Below are 21,317 nucleotides of genomic sequence, written 5' to 3' on the forward strand. Positions count from 1 at the left end.
TACTCACGTTATTTAAAATACCATCGTTTATATTTGGAACATATGCTACAGGCAGCCTTTTGAATAAAGCTTTTGCCTTATATGTTACAACGGCACCATTAGTTTCTATCAAATAGTTTAACCTTAAAGTAATTGGTATGAACCTCTTTAAAAGTGCATTGCTTTGGTATTTATGTATCATGAGCAACCTGGCCTTTGCACAAATAATCAGCCGCCCCAGGCCGCAATCTACTCCTCAGGTTATTATGCGCCGTATGCCCACCCGTTATGCGTTTTCAACAGAACAGCAAAGGAGGCTTGATTCATTATTAAGAGCTTATAAAATAAAAGCAAACGACCTAAGACGGATGTCGCCTGTTGTATCTGAACGCAGTTTAATGATATTACAGACTGAAACCCGGCAAAAAGCCAGTCAACTGCTCACTACCGATCAGAAACAAAATTTCCAGGCGTTATCGCAGGATACCCTGATGGTGGCTTTTGATAAAGCAGTTGCCCCTATTAAGTCTTTCCCTTTTCCTCCGCCTATAGGTTACACTTACGCGGTACTTGACGATGCGATTTTTAGCAGCTGCCAGTTATTAGGCGATGCAAGCAATATCATCTATAGGGCCATTACTTCATCAAATTGCAATTATGGTGACGTTGGGTACTACGCTATTCCTGATGGCTTTGTAGTAGTTACCAAAGTAGAAGAAATTAATGACGATGCTACTTCCGTTAGCGGCAGTGACCGTTTTTCTGAAGGGCGGTACCAAAGTATGAGCCTGTTAGATTTTTTTGCTCCCCGTAAAGGATATTTCAGGGTTTTCGCTTTTTTGGTAACGGATGTGCCATTTAATGCAACTAACACCCCTGTAACTGCAGGCAATGCACTGGAATGGATCCGTATGGCAGCCAATGTTTTACCGGATGCCATTAAAAAGAAACCTTTTAAGCCGGGATATAATTGCACCGTAATTGTTTATGAATTTAAATCCGAGGAGGCCAACACGCATTTGTCACCTTTGTTATCACCCCGGTTCAATGCTCAAACCCATCTCCAAAAATCACATATAGCCCAAAGCTTACAACCCTGATTATGGCCTCGATCATTAAATATAAAGCCCAGAAAAAGCTAACAACAGTTTGGTTTTGTTCATCCGCATTGCTTTTGATTTACGTAATTTTATGGCAGATGACAGGTAAAGAGACCATTACAGATATCGCATCATGGTTATTACAGCATCTTGTCCCCTACCTCACTCTCATTACAACAGGTTTTATAGTGGCTTATAGTCAGGAAAACAAATACGACAATGCACAAATAGATATTTTCTTTTACAGGCTATCATTGTTGGTAAGCATTTTTTATATAGGTTTCCTGCTGGTGGTTTTGGTTATGATCCCTAAAGATCAATTTCAGCACGGTCAGCAATATGCCAAAGATTCCTTTGAACAAACCAGCAAGATATTGCCCTATTTTGAGGCGATACTGGGCGGTGTACTTGGGGTATTTTTTACCAAGAAAAGTGATTGAAAATTTTTCTGCACATTTTCAATAGTCATATTATCTACTTCCCATTATTAAGTTTTTCAACTCATCAATAAAACCGGGCTCTGTGGGTTGATAAAAGTTTGATGATATTATTTTTAAGTTATCCAAAATCACATATCGCGGAATAGATGATATATTTAACTGGCGCACAATAGCTGATTTAGTTGCCGCACCAAGGTGATAATTGTTTATTCCAAGATGTTTTTTTTCGGCCAGGGATGCGGTTTTCCAGGATGCTTCTTTTTGATCGAGATTAATCGAAATTACCTCCACAGCATTTTTTCTCAATGCAGATCTTAAACTATCTATCACCGGCAACTGAGCCCTGCAGGGCGAACACCAGCTTGCCCAAAAATCCAATATGTAAAACTGTTTCTTCGATTTAAGCAGATGATTCAATGATACTTTTTTTCCGTTTAAACTAATTAACATATCGCTTGATATAATCTGCTTGCCATCCAGCATGTTTCTCATAATGCTATCGAGATGTATCAAATAGGCTGTATTAACCATCTTTCTCTTGTAGTCCTTTATTATTTCGCCAAATTCAGCCCCTTTTTTTACCGGCGAATGAGTTAAACAAATAATAAGATAGCTGGCTTTAAACCTGCCCAAATTAGCTGCCGATGCTTCTTTATATATAGTAATGCCATTAACATAGTCCTCACCTTTGTTAATGATTTTGAGCCTGACGTAGCCGTCAATCACACTCAATAAATCTTCGGCCAAAAATAGGTGTGGGCTATTTAAAACATGCTCGATATCCTCACTCAACTTTGAAAGTACAGGTAAAGCAGGCTCAAAGTATTGGCCATTACCCTCATAAAGCCAATTAAACAACCGTTTGTAATAATGAAGTTTACAGTTGATTGTCAGTTGCTCAAATGCTGATGAATCTATTTGAAAATTAGCCAAAAGGCCATTGATCCTATCCGTTTCTTCTCGAAATTTTCTATTAAATTCTGTATAAAAAGATTTCCAAAGTTCATTCTTGGAGGATACTGCTTTGCCGCCGGGCGCAGTAGTATAGTTGGTATAATATGAAATAGAATCGTTGGATAATACAATTCCTTTTTTTAATCTTTCTGTATTCAGAAATCCCTGGCTTGTTAATGATAAATTCAATGTATCTCCAGGCGATGCAAGTACTGAAAACTTTCTTTCTTTCGTGCTTTTATCTTTTCCAAACTCAAAAAAAGTCATTGTTAAGGCAACAGGAATATCTGTTGTTACATTACGTATAATTACAGTATCCTTTTCCCCGGGATTGATAAATTTGAGTTGCTTTGCTTCCAAAAAAGCGTTCATATACTCGAGCCTGAACTGCTCATGGGCTTTAAGCCGGAATACAATCGTTGCTTTAGAGCCGTTTTCCGTTGCTTGACTATGAATTGATTTGTGCTGATCAGGCCGAAACGCGGCAAAGAGCTGAACACATATTACAGATAGTAATATCTGGTAAAAAATTGATTTAAGGCTCATAGATAAGGTTTATATCGGATTATAACTCAAATATAAACAGATTATTATATCGCTTATAGCCCGTTAAAGATATATCATGTGTAAATATTCACTACACACTCTCCATCACCCGCATCAATTCCTCAATAAATAAAATAGCCGCGCGTTTGCGGTAAACACCTTTTTGCCATAGTATGTATGATTGCCGTTTGATATCTTTTGATTCGATGGGTATGGCGATAACTTTATTCCAGCCTATTATTGCTTTTTCATTCAGGATAGTTGCCCAATGGCCGTTCTCAACCAGGGCCAGTAATGAATGCACATCATTGAGCTCGATTTTAATATTGGGCACTATCTTTTTACGGTTAAACAAATCATTAATAAAATCGCGCGAGCTGAAGCCTTTGCCCGGTAAAATGAGGTCAAGCTTAGCCAATTCTTCCAGACTTACTTTTTTGAGTTGCGCCAGCGGATTATTTTTTGAAACCACCATTACCACGCTCGAGCTAAACAATTCCTGCATTTCCAGGTCTTCGTCATCACTTTCATTGTGGAAAGCGAGGATCATATCCAGCTCGGCAAGGCGCAGTTTCTTTTCCAATTCTTCGGGGCTGCCATAAGTGATAAAGATCTTGATACCGGGATATTTAGTACTGAAGGGTGCCAATGCAGGTAACAGCAAAGAAGTAAAAGCGTACGAAACGCCAAGGTTAAGCTCGCCGATGGTAGCATTTTGCAATTCACTGATGGCCTGCTTGCTCCGCTGCACATCGTTAAGAATCTTGCGGGCATGAGTTAAAAATATATGACCAGCCTCAGTGATCCGTACATGCTTGCCTATCCTGTCGAACAAAAGCATGCCCAGCTCCTCTTCAAGCTGCTTGATTTGCTGCGATAGCGTGCTTTGTGTAATAAACACAGCGGCTGCAGCCTCGGTAAAATTCACGGTTTCGGCAGCTTTAACAAAGTACTGCAATTGACGCAATTCCATAATCAATCGTTTTTATCTATCAATTCTATTAAAACAATCTATTTTACAAATGTATTGATATGCGCGATATTTGCAGCATAAAACAATTCAATAGTCTTGTATTAAGTACTCCCCTGAAATTGCTTTTGTTATGAATTGAACAAATGAATGTGTTTCGCTCTTTAAAGTACCGTAATTTTAAGCTGTTTTTTTACGGTCAGTCAATATCCCTCATTGGCACGTGGATGCAAAAAACAGCCGTAAGCTGGCTGGTTTACCGCCTTACAGGTTCAGCACTTTTATTAGGTATAGTAAGCTTTGTAAGCCTGATCCCATCATTAATATTGGCCCCATACGCGGGCAGTATTGTCGACAGGCATAACCGTTACCGTATTTTGGTTATTACCCAGGTGGTATCCATGCTGCAGGCGGGCGCTTTTGCTTTTATGATCTTTTTCAAGATCTATAACATCCCGGCTATTATCGGTCTTAGCCTGTTGCAGGGTATTGTCAATGCCTTTGATGTTACCTGTCGCCAATCATTAATGGTGGATATGGTTGATGACAAGGCCGATCTGCCAAATGCCATCGCTTTAAACTCAACCATGACCAACCTGGCGCGTATTGCAGGCCCGGCCATTGCAGGTATTGTACTGAGTGCTTTTGGTGAGGATGTTTGTTTCTTCGGTAACTTTTTAAGTTATATCCCGGTACTTGCCTGTTTATTCATGATGAAGCTAAACACCATAGTGCCTGTCCGTTCAGAAAAAAGTATCTGGACAGAATTACAGGAAGGTTTCAGATACGTGTCCGGCGACAGCGACCTGAGCAGCATGATCCTGATGCTTACCGCAAGCAGCCTGTTTGTGATACCATTTAATACACTGATGCCCATCTTCGCCAAAGATCTTTTTAATGGCGATGCAAAAACCTTCAGCTGGTTTGAGAGCGCAGCTGGTTTAGGCTCAGTAATTAGTGCTGTATATCTGGCTAACCTGAAGAGTAATAAAAACCTGGTAAAGATCATGTCAATAGCAAGTCTCATTTTTGGTATAAGCGTGCTGATGGTGGCCTATGCTGGCAAACTACCTTTTGCTTTAATATTTATGGTATTTACAGGCGTTGGTATGATGGCGCAAACATCGGCCATTAATACTTATATCCAAACCCATGCTATCCCGGCCATGCGGGCAAGGGCTATCAGCTATTATGTAATGGCTTACCAGGGCATGATCCCGGTGGGAAGTTTGATGGCCGGTTGGTTAGCCAACGAGCTCGGTCCACGCAGGGCTGTTTGTATCGAGGGAATTATTGGGGTATTGGCTACTGCATTGTTTGTATTGTATAAAAGAAGACAGGCATCCGGTGAAGCCGTTGAAGGAAAAGCCGTGCTGGCTGATTAAAATATGTTAATGCTTAGGGATTGAATGAAACAAAGCATTAATATCGATCAATAAATGACAAATGATCAAAACTTTAATATTGCGGTACTTATAATAGTGGTACCCAAAAATCAGCCCAATAACAAATGGCACAAGCATATTAATAAGGGTGCCATACCCAGCGTGGACTAAGGCAAAACAAAGTGCCGATATAAGAACTGGGAAATGCCAGTGATCAAAAAGAAGTTGTAACCGGCTTTGAATATAACCCCTAAAAATTAATTCTTCCAAAACACCGGCAGTGATCAGGGCGAAAATCTTCAACGGTACTGCCATCTGCAAAAACTGAGCTGCTAAAGCACTGGTTTTAAACCCCACCGCTTTTAAAGGAAGCCACAGCAAAACAGTTGCAGCTACAATGACTACCACTATAACGATGACAGATATTATATAAAACCTAAACGGATATCTTTCTTCTTTCCACAACAAAAAAGGCCGTTTTTCAACCTCACGGGCGTACAGATAAACAACACCACAATAAACCCAAAACGTTATTCTGGTTATCAACATCCTTTCGGCTATTGGTAAGCCGCGCAACAGTATTGAACTTAACGACCAGCATACATGGAGTGATATAACAACTAAAAGACTGTTAATTATTACCTTCCGTTCATCGTTTTCCAGTTGTTGTATCATTTAGCGATTTAAGGTTTAGTGTTTCAATGTACCAAAAGATTATGAATTAGCAATGGTTTGGGCAGAGCTTATTTCAGACGTAACTCAATTTTCTTTTCAACCCTTGCAAGCGTAATCCAATCTAAAAAATTCTCAGATGGAACACATCCTTTTAAATCCAATCCCCGCGTATATCTGCTAAGTGCTTTCGGGCCTAAACTTATTGTCATCTCGTATTCTCCCTGCCCGTCTTCCCCAATCCATGCTTTGGTTACGATTTTACGGGTATCGTTAACGCTTTTAGCCGTTAGCTGCTTTTCATTTGCCGGCATTGACACTCCATCGCACCAAAAACGTCTTAATTCATCATCTTCAAAATTTTTGAATGTCTTTGACAGATGGTATTCAAGGTAGATACAAAAATCTTCACTAAATGAATGGTGAGGGTTATCTCCTGTCATAAAATGGCGGGCGGCGGATAAAATAATCTGTTACAAAAAAAGCCCTCTCAAAACTGAAAGGGCTTGTAATATCTTACATCTTCAAACCAATCTCTCTCAAGCGCTCATCCAAATACTCACCAGCAGTGATATCAGTATACAGCTTAGGATGCTGCTCATCAATACATGAATCAAGACTGGTCAAATCCATACCTGATTTTGGGTGCAGGAAAAACGGTACCGAGAAACGTGAAAACTTCATCAACTCACGCGGCGGGTTCACCACACGGTGAGTGGTTGATTTCAGTTTATTGTTAGTTAAGCGCTGCAGCATGTCGCCAACGTTAACTACCAGGTCTTCGCCGTAAGCTTTAACCGGGAACCAGGTATTATCGCGGGTTAACAGTTCAAGACCATCGGCGCTGGCTCCTATTAACAGGGTGATCAGGTTAATATCTTCGTGGGCTCCGGCACGTACAGCATCATCAGGCACCGATTCAGGCTCGGTTATCGGAAAATAATGCAGGGTACGAAGTATGGAATTACCGTTATGGACTTTATCATCAAAATAGTTTTCGGGCAATTCGAGGTAAACGGCAATTGCGCGGAGCAGATGTTTACCGGCTGTCTCAAGCTTTTTGTAAACTTCGATGGTGGTTGGGTTAAATTCAGGCAGCTCGTTAACGGTTACATTATCCGGGTACTGTGCTTTCAGCGTCTCATCGTCAGTTACGGTTTGGCCAATCTGCCAAAACTCTTTCAGGTCGGGGGTTTTAAAGCCCTTTGCTGTTTCCTTGCCCTTTCCGGTGTACCCACGCTGGCCAGCCAAACCGGGAATTTCATATTGCTGTTTTATTGCATCGGGCAGGGCAAACAGCGTTTTAACCTGATCGTAAAGCCTATCTATCAATTCTTTACTGAGGCCGTGATTAGTGATGGTAACAAAGCCGGTTTGGTTAAAAGCCTTGCCGATATCGTTCGAAAATTGCTTGCGTTCTTCGGCACTGCCGTTTATATAGGTATTCAGGTCCAGGCGTGGAATGTTTACTGTGCTCATAGTTATAGTTTATAAAACAGGTAGCAAAATTATTTAATTTTTAAGCGAGGAACACAAGATAGTGATAAAATTTTATCCCCATAATTACGCTGAGCCTGTTCGCATTAACTCTTCAAAACAATTTTTGCTTTAAACGTTTTATACTTCTGCTTGTCATACATTCAGCAACACCACGTGACAGGCCATCTTAAACATACGTTATTATGAAATTTATTAATAAAATATGCGGTATCAGCTTAATAGCATTTTTAATAATGCTTGCCGCACCAAACATGAGCAAAGCCCAGGAAGGAGGCTATGTATCCGACCAGGAGTTTTACGACGAACTTGACCCATACGGTACCTGGGTTAACGACCCGCAATACGGCAACGTTTGGATCCCGGACGCCGGTGACGATTTCAGACCATATGCTACGCGGGGCCACTGGGTTGTAACCGACTATGGCAATACCTGGGTATCCGATTATGAATGGGGCTGGGCCCCGTTTCATTATGGCCGCTGGCGTTATGATGATTATTACGGCTGGGAATGGATTCCGGGCCACGAATGGGCACCGGCATGGGTTAGCTGGAGGCATGGCGGCGGTTATTACGGCTGGGCGCCTTTACAACCGGGCATCAGTATCAGCATATCATTGGGCAACAGTTACCGTGTGCCGGATTATTACTGGGTTTGTGCGCCACAGGCTTATATTACCAGGCCAAACATTTACAACTATTATGTACCGCCAACACGTGTGGTGAACATTATTCATCAAACAACCATTATTAACAACACTTATGTTAATAACAACCGCACTTATATAGCCGGCCCACGAATTAACGAGATCAGGCAGGTTACCAACAACCGTAACGTTCGTGTTTACAACATTAATAATGTTAACCGGCCAAACGGCGGCGGTAGAATAGTTAATAATACAGTAAACATTTATCGTCCTGAGGTAAGGAAAGCACCCGATGCACGCCCGGCAAGAGTTGTGAACGCGGCAGCTTACAGGCAGCAAAACCCTAATGATGGCATAGCCAACAGGCGAGCCGGTAACGCTGGCATCAACCGGAACAACGCTGCCCGCTTAAAGGAAGTGGCCCGAAATACACAACCAGACAACAAGGTAGTACAGGTGAATCATGAAAGGCCCGCTACCCGGCCAAATCCCGGTGCTAACGCTCGCCCTAATCAACCCAATGTAAGGCCGGTAGGCGACAACCAGCAGGCACAGCGTCAGCAACAAGCACAACAACGCCAGCAACAACAGCAGGCACAGCGTCAACAGCAACTGCAGCAACGGCCTCAAAACCAACAGGAACAGCAAGTGCAAAGGCAGCAACAACAAGCTCAGCGCCAACAGCAACAGGAACAACAACGTGAGCAGCAACGGCCTCAAAACCAACAGGAACAGCAACGTCAGCAACAGCAAGCTCAGCGCCAACAACAGCAAGAACAGCAACGTCAGCAACAGCAAGCTCAGCGCCAACAACAGCAGGAACAGCAACGTCAGCAACAGCAAGCTCAGCGCCAACAACAGCAGGAACAGCAACGTCAGCAACAGCAAGCTCAGCGCCAACAACAGATGGAACAGCAACGTCAGCAGCAACAAGCTCAGCGCCAACAACAGATGGAACAGCAACGTCAGCAGCAACAAGCTCAGCGCCAACAACAGCAGGAACAGCAACGTCAGCAGCAACAAGCTCAGCGCCAACAACAGCAGGAACAGCAACGTCAGCAGCAACAAGCTCAGCGCCAACAACAGCAGGAACAGCAACGTCAGCAGCAACAAGCTCAGCGCCAACAACAGCAGGAACAGCAACGTCAGCAGCAACAAGCTCAGCGCCAACAACAGCAGGAACAGCAACGTCAGCAGCAACAAGCTCAGCGCCAGCAACAGCAGGAACAGCAACGTCAGCAGCAACAAGCTCAACGCCAACAGCAGCAGCAACAGCAACACCGCCCCTAAAACAATTAAATTATAACCGCTACAATAAACAGCACGTATAAAGCATTATATACGTGCTGTTTTATTACCAATCAATCTATTAAAATGAAAAACCTCCTACATATAAGTTATTTTATCACCTTAATTGCCCTTGTGTCCAGCTCAGCTGCAAAAGCCCAGGAAACCACCAGCAAATCATCAACCCAAATCAACTTTATTGAAAACTCCTGGACCGAAGCTCTAAAACAGGCTGCCCGTCAAAACAAATATATTTTTGTTGATGCTTATGCCACTTGGTGTGGTCCCTGCAAAATGCTCAAGGCTACCACATTTAAAAACAACAAAGTAGCCGATTTTTACAACGATAATTTTGTAAATGTAGCTATCGACATGGAAAAAGGACAAGGCCCTGCCCTGGCTGCCGAATGGGGACTGCAGGCCTACCCTACCATGATTATATTTACCAGCAAAGGCAAACCCGTATCAGGAACCGTAGGCTATATCAGGGCAAATGACCTCATTAAATTTGGCAGGCAGGCATTGAATAAATAGTTCAATTGAACCTATAAAAAAAGACCGGCGCTATAAGCAACCGGTCTTTTTTTTAACTCAATTAACAACTTTATTTAGGTGTAGATAAAAGTACCTACTAATAAAGCCAACACCTGGTCCATAGATAATGGCTCATCAAAAGCTGCGGTAGCCACCTCAACAGAAGTTGAAGAGCTTGATAAACCAGGTAATGTGGTAACGTTAACACCACCCTGGGTAACGTTTTGTTCGCCATCGTAATTTCCGTTAACCTGCGTCACACCGGTATCATTACCCAAAGTAGCGGTACTGGTAATCCACGGGGAAACACCCAGCAACTGTCGGATAGCCGATGCGTGGCGGGCTTCAACCGCATGGATTGATAAAGCCGCGGTCAAAATATCTTTATTGCCCAGCAAGTTAGGTGCCTGGCCTTTATAAGCACGTACACCCGTATCTTCAAAAGCCAGCGCCACCTTCAAAAACAAGTTGTAATTTCCGAACAAACCTTTAAAGGGCCCGTTACCTGTGCCGCCGCCTGCTGTAAAATCAAACTTGGGCGAAGTAACCGGCGTACCGCCCGAAGCTGTAATGGCTGATTTCAGGAAGGCCACATGTTGGTTTTCGTCGTCTTTTACTGTGTTGATATAAGAGGCGCCTGCAGCAGGGATCAAACCTGCTGAGGCAGCACCTGTATTATAAAATGACGACTCAAGATATTCAAGTGTTAAAGCATAATTTAAAACCTCAATCACTGTTGGAGCAGCAGCAGCCCCGTACGCCTTTTTGAGCATGGTACCCATGGCAAACGGCACAGCAGCCATAGCCACTTTTGAACCGAAGCTGGTTATATTTTTGATAGCTGCACGACGCGGATTAAGCCTGTCGTTCAGTTCGGGATCAAATTTTTCTATTTCGTCTATTATATTAAATAAATTCATGGCGATGTGGGTTTAAGCTGTGTAACTGTAATTGGATGCACTCACTTTAGTTTTGAGGTAGGTGTTTGCGATAGGCAATACCTCGGCAATGGTAGCTGATTTATTCAAACCGTTGCTGTCTACCTGGTCATCGGCAGCAAATGACCCTGCCATCAGGATATTGCTGATCAATGCTGCGTGCCTGGCCTCAACCGATACAATTTTACCGGCAATGGTTAAATAACCGGCATCCTTAATCAGGTAACCTGCACCATCATAAGCTTTAACACCGGTATCTTCAAATGCTTTAGCAGCACCAAGTACGGCTGCTTTTTTGGTAAAATCGATAGTGCTGAAATCGGTGGTAAGAGCAGGGATTGCATTACCTCCTAAAGCAGCTTTGAAAAATTCACGGTGGAGTATCTCATGATCACGAATACTTGTTAAAAGCGCTCTTTCATCGGAGGTCATCCCCGAATATGGGGTGGTAATTACCTGGATATAAAACGCAGCTTCCAGTTGCTCAAGCGCGTAAGCGTAGTTAAGGATCGCAAGATCGCCTTTGGCACCGATATCAATGCCCCCGCCAACAATTACCTTATGGTCTTTGTGACAAGCTGCTGTAGCTAAGAGTCCGGCTGATGCCACGCCTAACCCTGCATAGCGTAAAAATGACCTCCTGGCCATATTTGCTCCGCCTATGCTTTCCTGTTCAGATGTTTTCATAGAATTCGATTTTTAATGCTATAATTAGTTATCTTGTAGATGGATATACGCCCGTTATAATCCAACAGATTTCAATTTACGATAATTAATCTACTCTTAATTGGAGTGTTTAACTGCAGGTAAAACCCATGGCCCTATTTACAGCTAAAAAAACTTCAGAAAAAATTGAGAATAATAAAAAAGGCCGAAACACTCTCGCAGTTTTTCGGCCCTACATCTACCTATGAAAACAACCCTTTGAGAAGGGTGTTAATACTTATCCAAACCGGGTGCCAAATCATAAAACCGCTTTAAACTTCTATAAATAAGCTTTTTGGAGCTAACAGTTGTCACCGTGTGGAAAGCAATCCCAAAATCGGGGATTATAAGCTACTGTCATTAAATATTCTTAATTAAAAAGCAATCAGATCAGAGAGAGATTGAAATTTCCGCTAAATAAAAAAGGCCGGACAACTCTCGCAGTTATTCCGGCCCTACATCTACCTATGAAAAACAACCCTTTGAGAAGGGTATTAAACTATATTCAAACCTGATGCCAATGTTTAAAAATGGCTTTAAATGCCTAATTGGCAGCTTTTTAAAACACAACCGCACCTCAATGTGTAGAAATGACACCCAAAACCGGGAATTAATTTCCCAATGGTTAATTTCGGCAGGCTACATTTTAATTATCAGGCAACATAACGCCGTAATAAAAAAAGGCCGGACAACTCTCGCAGTTGGTCCGGCCCTACATCTACCTATGAAAAACAACCCTTTTTAGTAAGGGTATTAACTGTAATTCAAACCAGGTGCCAAATGCCAAAATGCCTTTCCAGTACTCAGAACGCATTTTCAAAGGCGTAGTGAATATAAAGTGAGTAAATACTTTCCTGGAAATAGTGGTATAATTTTCCCAGAGGTTAAAACTCGATCGGCTAAACTACCTCACCCATCATCACCCAGACTGGATGACCTATCCGGTTACATAAACCTGCTTAAAGAGGAAACCGGCACCAAACATTGGATAATAAAAAAGGTCGAAATACTCTCGCAGTATTTCGACCCTACATCTACCTATGAAAAACAACCCTTTGAGAAGGGTAATAACATTTATTCAAACGAAATGCCAATTGTTAAACATGCATCTATATACCTTAAAAACAGCTTTTTAATATTACTTAAATATTAAACTGTAGATTTTTTCCCCAAACGAGGGTGCAATTTCCACACCCGGGGAAACAGATTAAAAAATCAAACAATTCTGAGTATTAAATGCTTAATAAAGAAACCATCCCATATAAACTTTGTTAAACCGATTATGGACTATAATGTATATTTACTGGCAACCGATCCCCAAAACCCCTGTAGGGATGTGATCCATTCCAGGGATACACGCCTCAAGGTAAAAGTTTACTGTCTTGATGAAGAACAATTTAGTCCGGATGATAACGAGATCCAGCTTTATGGATACGCCGATCAGAAGCTTTACGCCTTTGAAACGGTTAGTGTAGCTGCCGAAGACGCGCTGGATTTGGTAGGCGCCATACAATGGTATGCCCACTATATCGAATTTCCGGAAATGGAAATCCTCCCGGAAGACCCCCGTCCGCGTGCCCAGTACAGGGATGTGAAGTAAATTACTAAAATACATCTCATTAAAAATCAATATATTACAAAAAATGCAAAATATTTTTTGAAGAATAAACATCAAGCCCTATATTTGCAGTCCCAAAAGCAAGGGAGCTTAGCTCAGCTGGTTCAGAGCATCTGCCTTACAAGCAGAGGGTCACTGGTTCGAACCCAGTAGCTCCCACCAAAAGCCTGACAGTAATGTTGGGCTTTTTTATACTTGCGCTCTTCGCTAAATACTTCACGAAAGTATTTGCATTATATGGCAAAGTGATTTAACTTCGCCGCTCGGTTTTGCCAAAACGATGGTAAAATTAAAAACAAAGGGAGCTTAGCTCAGCTGGTTCAGAGCATCTGCCTTACAAGCAGAGGGTCACTGGTTCGAACCCAGTAGTTCCCACAAAAAGGCCTTGCAATTGCAGGGCCTTTTTATTTAAAATCAGCCTTTAAAGTCTTTCAAACTCATTTTTATCGCAATACGCTTTGAGTTAATCCCCCTTGAAACTATCCACAAAAGCTTTAACCGCATCTGCCGTGGTTTGAAAAAATGCCGGCCCGGCAAGTAATGTTATTTGAGTTAAAGGCTTAGCCGAACTCAGCAAGTGATCTTTCAAAAAAGCCTCGGTTTCATAGGCGCTTATAGCGCCTTTAATAATGTTGACAGCAACAACGCCTGTAGGCGAATCAATACCAGCATCCTTTAAATCGCTGGCATGCGAATAACTGCTTACCCCCAGCCTTAAAGCTTCGCGCATTTCCACACGGCCAACACTGATCATTAGTTCAGGATTAAAGGACTTTCGGTCGCCAAGCCCTATGATCAGCAACTTTCCGGCAGGCAAGCTGCCAACTGATGGTGTAATAAGCATTGTTTCCAGGGTCCGGCCTTCAAACCTGCCGCTTTTACGCAATTCGGTGAGTATCCCTTTTAAGGCCTCATCTACATGTACAAGGCCGTTAAGATTGCGTGGCAATGCGGGCGGTGAATTAAAAATATCGCCCTCTGTGTATTCAAAAACACAAATTACCTGAAGTGGTGTTTGCTGATTGGAGGGTGATTGAACTGCAGTTGATATTGTTATACCGTCTATTTGGCCAATTGTTGCCGATGTACCGGGAGCGGGTAAAGTTGACACTTGTGTTTGTGCCCAACCCTTTGTAAAACTTACTAAGCTGATAATTGCCATTGCAAACATCAGCTTTAACGAGCCCGTATGCGATTTTATAGCTGCTTTCTTAATTATTGTAATATTGTGTTCCATGGATGACGATGTTTAAATTGATATTATTTATCTCTCTCATTAATACATCAAAAGTGGAGGAAATTGAAAAACAAAAAGATGACGTAGATTAAGAAATAAAAAATCATCTTAAAAGCTAAATAAATCTAAACGCGATTCCACCATATCATATATGAGGCACAACCAAAATGTTAAGCATTTTTTGTTCTTTTGCTTTAGCCTATGCAAACGTTAAAACAGTTAAAAAACGGAGAATTAAAAGGAGCAGTATCGCTTAAACTATCAGAAAATCTTTCCCACTTTCCTATTGAAATTTTTGAACTGGCAGATACACTGGAATATCTTGATCTTTCATTCAATAAACTGAACGCATTACCGTCAGATTTTGGCCGCCTCCAAAAGCTGAAAACCTTTTTCTGTTCAGAAAACCAATTCACTGTTTTGCCGGAAGTATTGTCCGACTGCCCATTTTTGGACATCGCAGGGTTTAAATCGAACCGAATAGAAAAGGTGCCGCCAGCATCGCTTAATCCTAATCTTCGCTGGCTCATCCTTACCAACAACAGGATTACCGAGCTACCCGCTCATATAGGCAACTGCAGCAGGATGCAGAAACTAATGCTTGCGGGTAACAGACTAACAAAACTGCCGGCTACACTTGCAGGCTGTCGTAACCTGGAGCTGCTCAGGATTTCCGCCAATCAGCTAAGTGAATTTCCCGAATGGCTCTTATCTATGCCCAAACTATCATGGCTGGCGTTTTCGGGCAATCCTTTCAGCTATAAACCAACAGTACATTCACTTACAGCGATTGATAGCGGCGAATTGGAAATCAACCAATTGCTTGGCGAAGGCGCATCCGGTGTTATCTCCAAAGCTACCTGGCGGCATGCCGGTGAAACCACTGAGGTTGCGGTTAAAATATTCAAAGGAGCAATTACCAGCGATGGCCTGCCCGAAGATGAGATGAACGCCTGTATTACCGCAGGCAACCATGAGGGATTGGTAGAATTAATAGGCCAAATCGCCAATCATCCCGAAAATAAAAAAGGGCTGGTGATGAAGCTCATACCAGGGAGTTTTTACAATCTCGGCCTGCCTCCCAGCCTTGTTAGCTGCACGCGTGATGTTTTTAAGCCTGATCTGACTCTGACACCCGAACATGTATTAAAAATTGCAGGTACCATTGCATCCGTGGCGGAGCACCTGCACTGCAAGGGGATTATGCACAGCGACCTGTATGCACATAATATTTTGATTGATGATGAAGCCAATACACTGTTCAGCGATTTTGGAGCTGCCTGTTTTTATGATACGGCCAATACAACAGTAGCCGGCAAACTTGAACGGCTTGAAGTAAGGGCTTTCGGTTATTTATTGGATGACCTGGCAAGGCTATGTAATGACACAGAACACCCTGATCTCAAAAAGTTATTGGTTTTGAAAGAAAGCTGCCTGAGCAAACAATTAACGAACAGGCCTACATTTCGCCATTTAAACGCCGCATTTTCCGGATTAAAATGACCGGCCAAACCTACTGTATTCATCCGAAAAGCTACGGCGAATTTCATTTCCCTGACGACCTGTTTTATTTTGGAAAAACAAGCACACGCCCGCAATATTTTTAATTTTTTAGAAAAATTTAAACAAAAAACGATAGTTTTTAATAATCTGTCGATTCATTTAATCTATTCGTCGGTTTTTTTTGATTTTAGCAATCCATGTATTAGATTTGTAGCTATTTCAATACAAGGTTACCACCTTGATTTGTGATAAGGTTTAGGTTTAAAGCCTCCAAGCAGCGAGTGCAAGGAGGCTTTTATTTTTTAGTCTTATCAATAACGCATCAACTAAAGCTTTAGTATATGAAAAAGTCTAAGTTGAAAGTATTTAGTCGAAAGTATTTATTTGCAACTGCCACCCTTGAGATCAGTGATTTATGATTTAAAATACGGTGCGACTCCGGTTGAGCAATGCTGTAATACCTATCCGGCTTTGAACTTACGACTAACAACTCAGGGCTTAAGGCTTACCTATTTTCCTTCACCACATCGATAAGCCAGGTCACCAGGCCGATAAAACCGGCAATAAATAACCCTGCTCCTGCACCGCGCGCGTAATCGTCCCATTTTTCGCCGGGACCACTGGGAATGGCCATCCCTGCCGAAAACAGGATAATACCTATTAATAAAAGATAAACAGAGCGTTTTGCTTTATTTTTCATCGGCGTAAATTAAAAAAATCATTTTTAATTTCTGTATTTTTGCAACCTCCTAAAAAAGAGGTGAAATTATAGATGTACAAGGAATATAAGCAGTTAAATTTATCGCAAACCGGCAAAGAGATACTGGATTTCTGGAAACAGAAAAATATTTTCGAAAAAAGCATTACCAGCCGTCCGGCGGGTAACCCTTATACTTTTTATGAAGGGCCGCCGAGCGCTAACGGCATGCCTGGTATTCACCACGTAATGGCGCGCTCAATTAAAGATATTTTTTGTCGCTACAAAACCCTTAAAGGCTACCAGGTAAAACGTAAAGGCGGTTGGGATACCCATGGTTTGCCTATTGAGCTTGCCGTTGAAAAAGCCCTGGGCATCACCAAAGATGATATCGGCAAAAAAATAAGCGTAAAGGATTATAACGATGCCTGCCGCAAGGAGGTGATGCGTTATACCGATGTTTGGAACGACCTGACCGAGAAAATGGGTTACTGGGTTGACCTGAATGATCCGTACATCACTTACAAAAACGAATACATTGAAAGCCTTTGGTGGATCCTTAAACAGCTGCACAATAAAGATCTGCTGTATAAAGGTTACACCGTACAGCCATACTCTCCAAAATCTGGTACCGGCCTAAGCTCACATGAGCTTAACCAGCCTGGCACCTACAAAATGGTGAAGGATACCACCATCACCGCGCAGTTTAAAGTTAAACGCGACGGCGATTCGGAGTTTTTGTTCAACGGAATAGATACGGAAGTATTTATCCTCGCCTGGACAACTACCCCATGGACTTTACCATCAAACTGCGCCCTCGCCGTTGGCGAAGGCATTACCTACGTTAAAATCAGCACCTTTAACCCTTACACCTACCTACCGGTTTGTGTAGTGCTGGCTAAAGACCTCGTTAAAAAATATTTCAAAGCCGAAGGTGAGAATGCTTCGTTCGCTGATTACAAAGGCGGCGACAAGATCATTCCATGGAAAATAGAGGCAGAAGTAAAAGGTAGTCAATTGGTGGGCATCCACTACGAGCAGCTGATGCCTTATGTAACCAACGAGGACCTGGAAAAAAATGCGTTCCGTGTTATTCCTGCCGACTTTGTTACCACGGAAGACGGTACCGGTATAGTACACACCGCATCTGTTTTTGGTGCGGATGACTTCAGGGCCTGTAAAGAAAACAATGTGCCATCGGTAATGGTGAAAGACGAAACCGGCAAAGATGTTCCGTTGGTGAACAAACAAGGCCGTTTTGTTGATGAAGTTACCGATTACGCCGGCCGTTACGTTAAGGAAGAATATTATACCGACGCAGAGCGTGCCGAAGAAGGTTTTAAACCGACCGACGTACTGATCTCTATCAAATTAAAAACCGAGAACCGCGCGTTCGACGTAAAAAAATACGAGCACAGCTACCCGCACTCATGGCGCAGCGATGAGCCGATATTATACTATCCGCTTGATAGCTGGTTTATCCGTACCACTGCGGTTAAGGATAAAATGGTGGAGCTGAACAAAACCATCAACTGGAAACCGGAATCAACCGGTACAGGCCGTTTTGGTAACTGGCTGGAAAATTTGGTGGACTGGAACCTTTCACGTTCACGTTACTGGGGCACCCCGCTGCCTATCTGGCGCGAGGAAAACGGAACGGAAGAGATCTGCATTGGTTCAATTGCCGAATTAAATGAAGAGATTGCAAAATCGATCAAAGCAGGTTTCATGCCTGAGGGTTTTAAGTTGGAAGACATGCACCGTCCTTATGTTGATGATGTTGTTTTAGTATCATCAACCGGCAATAAAATGCTGCGCGAGCCCGACCTGATCGACGTTTGGTTTGACTCGGGCGCTATGCCTTACGCACAATGGCATTTCCCGTTTGAAGGTCAGGAAGAATTTAAGAATGCGTACCCGGCAGATTTCATTGCCGAGGGCGTTGACCAAACCCGCGGCTGGTTCTTCACCCTGCACGCTATAGCCGTAATGTTGAGCGAAGCAAGTGACGAGGTGGAAGCTATCAATGAACAGGTTGGCAATAAAGGTATCGCGTTCAAAAACGTAGTATCAAACGGCCTGGTGCTTGATAAAAACGGCAATAAAATGTCTAAACGCTTAGGCAATGCCGTTGATCCGTTCGAGACCATCGAAAAATATGGCGCTGATGCTGCCCGCTGGTATATGATCAGCAATGCATCGCCATGGGATAACCTTAAATTTAACGAAGAGGGTATAGATGAAGTTAGGCGTAAGTTTTTCGGTACACTGTATAACACCTATTCATTCTTCACACTGTACGCTAACATTGATAAGTTCACTTACAGCGAAGCCGAAATTGAGATCAGCAAACGCCCTGAAATTGACCGCTGGATCATATCACTGTTAAACACCCTGAGCAAAGAGGTTGACGGTTACTATGCCGATTTTGAGCCAACCAAGGCGGCCCGTGCTATCCAGGAATTTGTTGATGTGCATTTCAGCAACTGGTTTATCCGTTTAAGCCGCCGCCGCTTCTGGAAATCTGATAATACAGAAGATAAGCTTTCGGCTTACCAAACATTATATACCTGTCTCATCGCTATCAGCAAACTAATGTCGCCAATTGCACCATTCTTTGCCGATAGATTATATTGCGATCTGAATGCTGTTACGGGTAAAGAGGAGTTTGAATCGGTACACCTGGCTTACTTTCCTGAGTATGACAGCGCTTTGGTTGATGCCGAGCTTGAAGAGCGCATGCAGCTGGCACAGGATGTTTCGTCATTAACCTTGTCACTTCGTAAAAAGGTGAATATCAATGTGCGCCAGCCATTGAGCAAAATTTTATTGCCAATACTGGATAAAAGCTTTAAATTACACGTTGAGCAGGTAAAAGACCTCATTTTGTCTGAAACTAACATCAAGGATATCGAGTATATTACCGATACCGCAGGTTTCATCAAAAAGAAAATAAAGCCAAACTTTAAGGCCTTAGGCCAAAAAGTAGGTAAGGATATGAAAGTTGTAGCCGAAGCCATCACAAATTTCAGCCAGGAAGATATTGCAGCTTTAGAAACTAACGGTAACATCCCGGTTCTTGATGGCAAATACGAAGTATTAGCTACCGACGTTGAGATCATAGCCGAAGATGTTCCCGGATGGCAGGTGGCAAATTTGGGAAAACTAACCGTGGCTTTAGATGTTACCATAACCAACGAATTAAAACAGGAGGGTATCTCGCGCGAGTTTATCAACCGTGTGCAGAATATACGTAAGACCAAAGGATTTGAAGTAACTGACAGGATAAACGTGCAGGTAAGCAGCACCCCGGCGATCAGAGAGGCCGTGGAAAAGAATCTATCCTACATTTGCGCCGAAATTTTGGCCGACAGCATTACGTTTGTGGATAACCTTACCGGGGGAGAACCTGTTACAATTGACGAACAAGAAATATTGATTGCTATTAGTAAAGTATAATGAAACAAGAACAAGAAAAAACCAGATATTCTGAAGCTGACCTGCAGGAATTTAAAGGGATTATCCTGGATAAAATGCGCATAGCCCGCGAAGAATTAAATTCATTGGCTACGTCATTGAGTTCGCCTAATGCCAACGGCACCGATGATACCGCCGGTACTTACAAAACATTAGAAGATGGCTCGGCCACGCTTGAAAAAGAGCAGATAAACCAGTTGGCTGCACGTCAGAAAAAATTTATTGAGCAGCTTGAAGCCGCGCTTGTACGTATTGAAAATAAAACTTACGGTGTTTGCCGCGAAACAGGCAAGCTGATCCCGAAAGAGCGTTTACGTGCTGTTCCGCACACAACCCTCTCTATGGAAGCTAAATTAAAGCAATAAATGAAGGCTGCTTATACCAAACCTTTTTTAACTGCTGCCTTTATTATCCTTGCCGACCAGATCATCAAGACCTGGGTCCGCGCGCACATGCAACTCCAGGACGAAATTCGTTTCCTGGGAAGCAGGGGGATGCTGCACTATACCGAAAACAACGGTATGGCATTTGGTATGGAGTGGGGCGGCGATGCGGGCAAACTGGCTTTAACGCTGTTTCGCATAGTTGCGGTTTGCGGTATAATTTACACTCTTATTTATTTAATTAAACACAAATACCATCGCGGGCTCATCATGAACGTAGCACTCATTTTAGCCGGCGCCATGGGCAATATTATCGACTCAACCTTTTATGGTATAATGTATAAATATGCCCCTTTATTTCATGGCCGTGTGGTTGATATGTTTTACTTTCCGCTATTGCGTGGCACCTATCCGTCATGGTTCCCGTTTTGGGCAGGCGAGTCGTTCGAGTTTTTCAGACCGGTTTTTAACCTGGCCGATGCCTCTATCTGCGTGGGTGTTATAATGATCCTGCTGTACCAGAAGCGCTATTTTAAACACGAAAAACCAGAAGTAGCCAGCCCCAACAGCGAAATGGTTGAAGAATAGAATTATTAAATCCTTAATATATTAAAGCCGCAATGAGCGGCTTTTTTTGTTGGAGAAGAAGATGAAATTGGTGCAAAGGCCATGTCACCCTGAGCTTGTCGAAGGGTCGCGCGTAGAGGCCTGCCCACCATGCTTCGAGGGCCTCAACATGACAGCCTTC

At 42.7% G+C, this 21,317-nt stretch carries 19 protein-coding genes and 2 tRNA genes; 12 read left to right on the forward strand and 9 right to left on the reverse strand.

Annotated elements, in window-relative coordinates:
* Positions 1-137: 137 nt before the first annotated feature.
* Positions 138-1,079, forward strand: coding sequence for a hypothetical protein (locus ACP26M_RS20430; RefSeq protein ID WP_426582806.1), 942 nt, complete (start codon positions 138-140; stop codon positions 1,077-1,079).
* A 2-nt stretch (positions 1,080-1,081) separates the two neighbouring features.
* Positions 1,082-1,519: a hypothetical protein gene (locus ACP26M_RS20435; RefSeq protein WP_090534471.1), complete on the forward strand. Its 438-nt coding sequence runs from the start codon at positions 1,082-1,084 to the stop codon at positions 1,517-1,519.
* Between the two features lie 30 nt (positions 1,520-1,549).
* On the opposite strand, the gene ACP26M_RS20440 is transcribed toward ACP26M_RS20435, so the two are convergent.
* A complete protein-coding gene (locus ACP26M_RS20440; protein WP_426582808.1) occupies positions 1,550-2,833 on the reverse strand; it encodes a TlpA family protein disulfide reductase in 1,284 nt (427 codons plus the stop codon).
* A 277-nt stretch (positions 2,834-3,110) separates the two neighbouring features.
* Positions 3,111-3,992 (reverse strand): LysR substrate-binding domain-containing protein, encoded by an 882-nt coding sequence (locus ACP26M_RS20445; RefSeq protein ID WP_426582810.1) that lies wholly within the window; start codon positions 3,990-3,992, stop codon positions 3,111-3,113.
* A 143-nt stretch (positions 3,993-4,135) separates the two neighbouring features.
* Here ACP26M_RS20445 and ACP26M_RS20450 point away from each other — a divergent pair, with 143 nt between their 5' ends.
* Positions 4,136-5,374 (forward strand): MFS transporter, encoded by a 1,239-nt coding sequence (locus tag ACP26M_RS20450; protein ID WP_426582812.1) that lies wholly within the window; start codon positions 4,136-4,138, stop codon positions 5,372-5,374.
* A 6-nt stretch (positions 5,375-5,380) separates the two neighbouring features.
* Here ACP26M_RS20450 and ACP26M_RS20455 read toward each other — a convergent pair whose 3' ends face one another.
* The 3 genes from ACP26M_RS20455 to ACP26M_RS20465 all read right to left on the reverse strand — a co-directional run bounded on the left by ACP26M_RS20455 (position 5,381) and on the right by ACP26M_RS20465 (position 7,525).
* Complete coding sequence (locus ACP26M_RS20455) at positions 5,381-6,049, reverse strand: CPBP family intramembrane glutamic endopeptidase (protein ID WP_426582814.1); 669 nt, start codon at positions 6,047-6,049, stop codon at positions 5,381-5,383.
* 68 nt (positions 6,050-6,117) lie between these two features.
* Complete coding sequence (locus ACP26M_RS20460; RefSeq protein ID WP_426582816.1) at positions 6,118-6,489, reverse strand: hypothetical protein; 372 nt, start codon at positions 6,487-6,489, stop codon at positions 6,118-6,120.
* Positions 6,490-6,562: 73 nt separating this feature from the next.
* Positions 6,563-7,525 carry an isopenicillin N synthase family dioxygenase gene (locus ACP26M_RS20465; protein ID WP_426582818.1) on the reverse strand — a complete coding sequence of 321 codons (963 nt, stop codon included), beginning with the start codon at positions 7,523-7,525 and terminating at the stop codon, positions 6,563-6,565.
* A gap of 203 nt (positions 7,526-7,728) precedes the next feature.
* Between ACP26M_RS20465 and ACP26M_RS20470 the strand changes: the two genes are divergently transcribed.
* Positions 7,729-9,480, forward strand: coding sequence for a DUF6600 domain-containing protein (locus tag ACP26M_RS20470; protein WP_426582820.1), 1,752 nt, complete (start codon positions 7,729-7,731; stop codon positions 9,478-9,480).
* Between the two features lie 84 nt (positions 9,481-9,564).
* Positions 9,565-10,011, forward strand: coding sequence for a thioredoxin family protein (locus ACP26M_RS20475; protein WP_426582822.1), 447 nt, complete (start codon positions 9,565-9,567; stop codon positions 10,009-10,011).
* A 74-nt stretch (positions 10,012-10,085) separates the two neighbouring features.
* Here the strand turns inward: ACP26M_RS20475 and ACP26M_RS20480 are convergent, their stop codons facing one another.
* Both ACP26M_RS20480 and ACP26M_RS20485 read right to left on the reverse strand, forming a co-directional pair.
* Entirely contained in the window at positions 10,086-10,931 is an 846-nt protein-coding gene (locus tag ACP26M_RS20480) for a ferritin-like domain-containing protein (protein ID WP_090535042.1), read from the reverse strand.
* A gap of 12 nt (positions 10,932-10,943) precedes the next feature.
* On the reverse strand, positions 10,944-11,636 hold the full coding sequence (locus tag ACP26M_RS20485; RefSeq protein ID WP_090535041.1) for a ferritin-like domain-containing protein: 693 nt from the start codon (positions 11,634-11,636) through the stop codon (positions 10,944-10,946).
* A gap of 1,300 nt (positions 11,637-12,936) precedes the next feature.
* On the opposite strand from ACP26M_RS20485, the gene ACP26M_RS20490 reads away from it, so the two are divergent.
* The 3 genes from ACP26M_RS20490 (at position 12,937) to ACP26M_RS20500 (ending at position 13,647) form a co-directional block, all read left to right on the forward strand.
* Positions 12,937-13,254 (forward strand): hypothetical protein, encoded by a 318-nt coding sequence (locus ACP26M_RS20490; RefSeq protein ID WP_090535036.1) that lies wholly within the window; start codon positions 12,937-12,939, stop codon positions 13,252-13,254.
* A 102-nt stretch (positions 13,255-13,356) separates the two neighbouring features.
* Positions 13,357-13,434, forward strand: a tRNA-Val gene (locus ACP26M_RS20495).
* Positions 13,435-13,572: 138 nt separating this feature from the next.
* Positions 13,573-13,647, forward strand: a tRNA-Val gene (locus ACP26M_RS20500).
* An 88-nt stretch (positions 13,648-13,735) separates the two neighbouring features.
* Here the strand turns inward: ACP26M_RS20500 and ACP26M_RS20505 are convergent.
* Positions 13,736-14,509 (reverse strand): M17 family peptidase N-terminal domain-containing protein, encoded by a 774-nt coding sequence (locus ACP26M_RS20505; protein ID WP_229701711.1) that lies wholly within the window; start codon positions 14,507-14,509, stop codon positions 13,736-13,738.
* A gap of 201 nt (positions 14,510-14,710) precedes the next feature.
* On the opposite strand from ACP26M_RS20505, the gene ACP26M_RS20510 reads away from it, so the two are divergent.
* Entirely contained in the window at positions 14,711-16,012 is a 1,302-nt protein-coding gene (locus ACP26M_RS20510; RefSeq protein ID WP_426582826.1) for a leucine-rich repeat-containing protein kinase family protein, read from the forward strand.
* A 505-nt stretch (positions 16,013-16,517) separates the two neighbouring features.
* On the opposite strand, the gene ACP26M_RS20515 is transcribed toward ACP26M_RS20510, so the two are convergent.
* Positions 16,518-16,712 carry a hypothetical protein gene (locus ACP26M_RS20515; protein WP_426582828.1) on the reverse strand — a complete coding sequence of 65 codons (195 nt, stop codon included), beginning with the start codon at positions 16,710-16,712 and terminating at the stop codon, positions 16,518-16,520.
* A gap of 72 nt (positions 16,713-16,784) precedes the next feature.
* On the opposite strand from ACP26M_RS20515, the gene ileS reads away from it, so the two are divergent.
* The 3 genes from ileS to ACP26M_RS20530 are packed head-to-tail and all read left to right on the forward strand — an operon-like array spanning position 16,785 to position 21,157.
* A complete protein-coding gene (gene ileS / locus ACP26M_RS20520) occupies positions 16,785-20,168 on the forward strand; it encodes an isoleucine--tRNA ligase (RefSeq protein ID WP_426582830.1) in 3,384 nt (1,127 codons plus the stop codon).
* Complete coding sequence (locus ACP26M_RS20525) at positions 20,168-20,551, forward strand: TraR/DksA family transcriptional regulator (protein WP_090533802.1); 384 nt, start codon at positions 20,168-20,170, stop codon at positions 20,549-20,551. Before ileS ends, ACP26M_RS20525 begins: the two co-directional genes overlap by 1 nt.
* Positions 20,552-21,157, forward strand: a complete 606-nt coding sequence (locus ACP26M_RS20530; RefSeq protein ID WP_090533800.1) for a lipoprotein signal peptidase — start codon at positions 20,552-20,554, stop codon at positions 21,155-21,157.
* The last annotated feature ends 160 nt before the right edge of the window (positions 21,158-21,317 follow it).

This window comes from Mucilaginibacter sp. R-33, from assembly GCF_049949235.1.
In the GTDB taxonomy this organism is placed as follows: domain Bacteria; phylum Bacteroidota; class Bacteroidia; order Sphingobacteriales; family Sphingobacteriaceae; genus Mucilaginibacter.

Excerpts from the sequence above, each read along its gene's own strand:
- ACP26M_RS20475 (WP_426582822.1), top strand. The coding sequence starts at position 9,565 with ATGAAAAACCTCCTACATATAAGTTATTTTATCACCTTAATTGCCCTT.
- ileS (WP_426582830.1), top strand. The coding sequence starts at position 16,785 with ATGTACAAGGAATATAAGCAGTTAAATTTATCGCAAACCGGCAAAGAG.
- ACP26M_RS20445 (WP_426582810.1), bottom strand. The coding sequence starts at position 3,992 with ATGGAATTGCGTCAATTGCAGTACTTTGTTAAAGCTGCCGAAACCGTG.
- ACP26M_RS20470 (WP_426582820.1), top strand. The coding sequence starts at position 7,729 with ATGAAATTTATTAATAAAATATGCGGTATCAGCTTAATAGCATTTTTA.
- ACP26M_RS20480 (WP_090535042.1), bottom strand. The coding sequence starts at position 10,931 with ATGAATTTATTTAATATAATAGACGAAATAGAAAAATTTGATCCCGAA.
- ACP26M_RS20510 (WP_426582826.1), top strand. The coding sequence starts at position 14,711 with ATGCAAACGTTAAAACAGTTAAAAAACGGAGAATTAAAAGGAGCAGTA.
- ACP26M_RS20455 (WP_426582814.1), bottom strand. The coding sequence starts at position 6,049 with ATGATACAACAACTGGAAAACGATGAACGGAAGGTAATAATTAACAGT.
- ACP26M_RS20505 (WP_229701711.1), bottom strand. The coding sequence starts at position 14,509 with ATGGAACACAATATTACAATAATTAAGAAAGCAGCTATAAAATCGCAT.
- ACP26M_RS20530 (WP_090533800.1), top strand. The coding sequence starts at position 20,552 with ATGAAGGCTGCTTATACCAAACCTTTTTTAACTGCTGCCTTTATTATC.
- ACP26M_RS20515 (WP_426582828.1), bottom strand. The coding sequence starts at position 16,712 with ATGAAAAATAAAGCAAAACGCTCTGTTTATCTTTTATTAATAGGTATT.
- ACP26M_RS20450 (WP_426582812.1), top strand. The coding sequence starts at position 4,136 with ATGAATGTGTTTCGCTCTTTAAAGTACCGTAATTTTAAGCTGTTTTTT.
- ACP26M_RS20485 (WP_090535041.1), bottom strand. The coding sequence starts at position 11,636 with ATGAAAACATCTGAACAGGAAAGCATAGGCGGAGCAAATATGGCCAGG.
- ACP26M_RS20490 (WP_090535036.1), top strand. The coding sequence starts at position 12,937 with ATGGACTATAATGTATATTTACTGGCAACCGATCCCCAAAACCCCTGT.
- ACP26M_RS20435 (WP_090534471.1), top strand. The coding sequence starts at position 1,082 with ATGGCCTCGATCATTAAATATAAAGCCCAGAAAAAGCTAACAACAGTT.
- ACP26M_RS20430 (WP_426582806.1), top strand. The coding sequence starts at position 138 with ATGAACCTCTTTAAAAGTGCATTGCTTTGGTATTTATGTATCATGAGC.
- ACP26M_RS20465 (WP_426582818.1), bottom strand. The coding sequence starts at position 7,525 with ATGAGCACAGTAAACATTCCACGCCTGGACCTGAATACCTATATAAAC.
- ACP26M_RS20460 (WP_426582816.1), bottom strand. The coding sequence starts at position 6,489 with ATGACAGGAGATAACCCTCACCATTCATTTAGTGAAGATTTTTGTATC.
- ACP26M_RS20525 (WP_090533802.1), top strand. The coding sequence starts at position 20,168 with ATGAAACAAGAACAAGAAAAAACCAGATATTCTGAAGCTGACCTGCAG.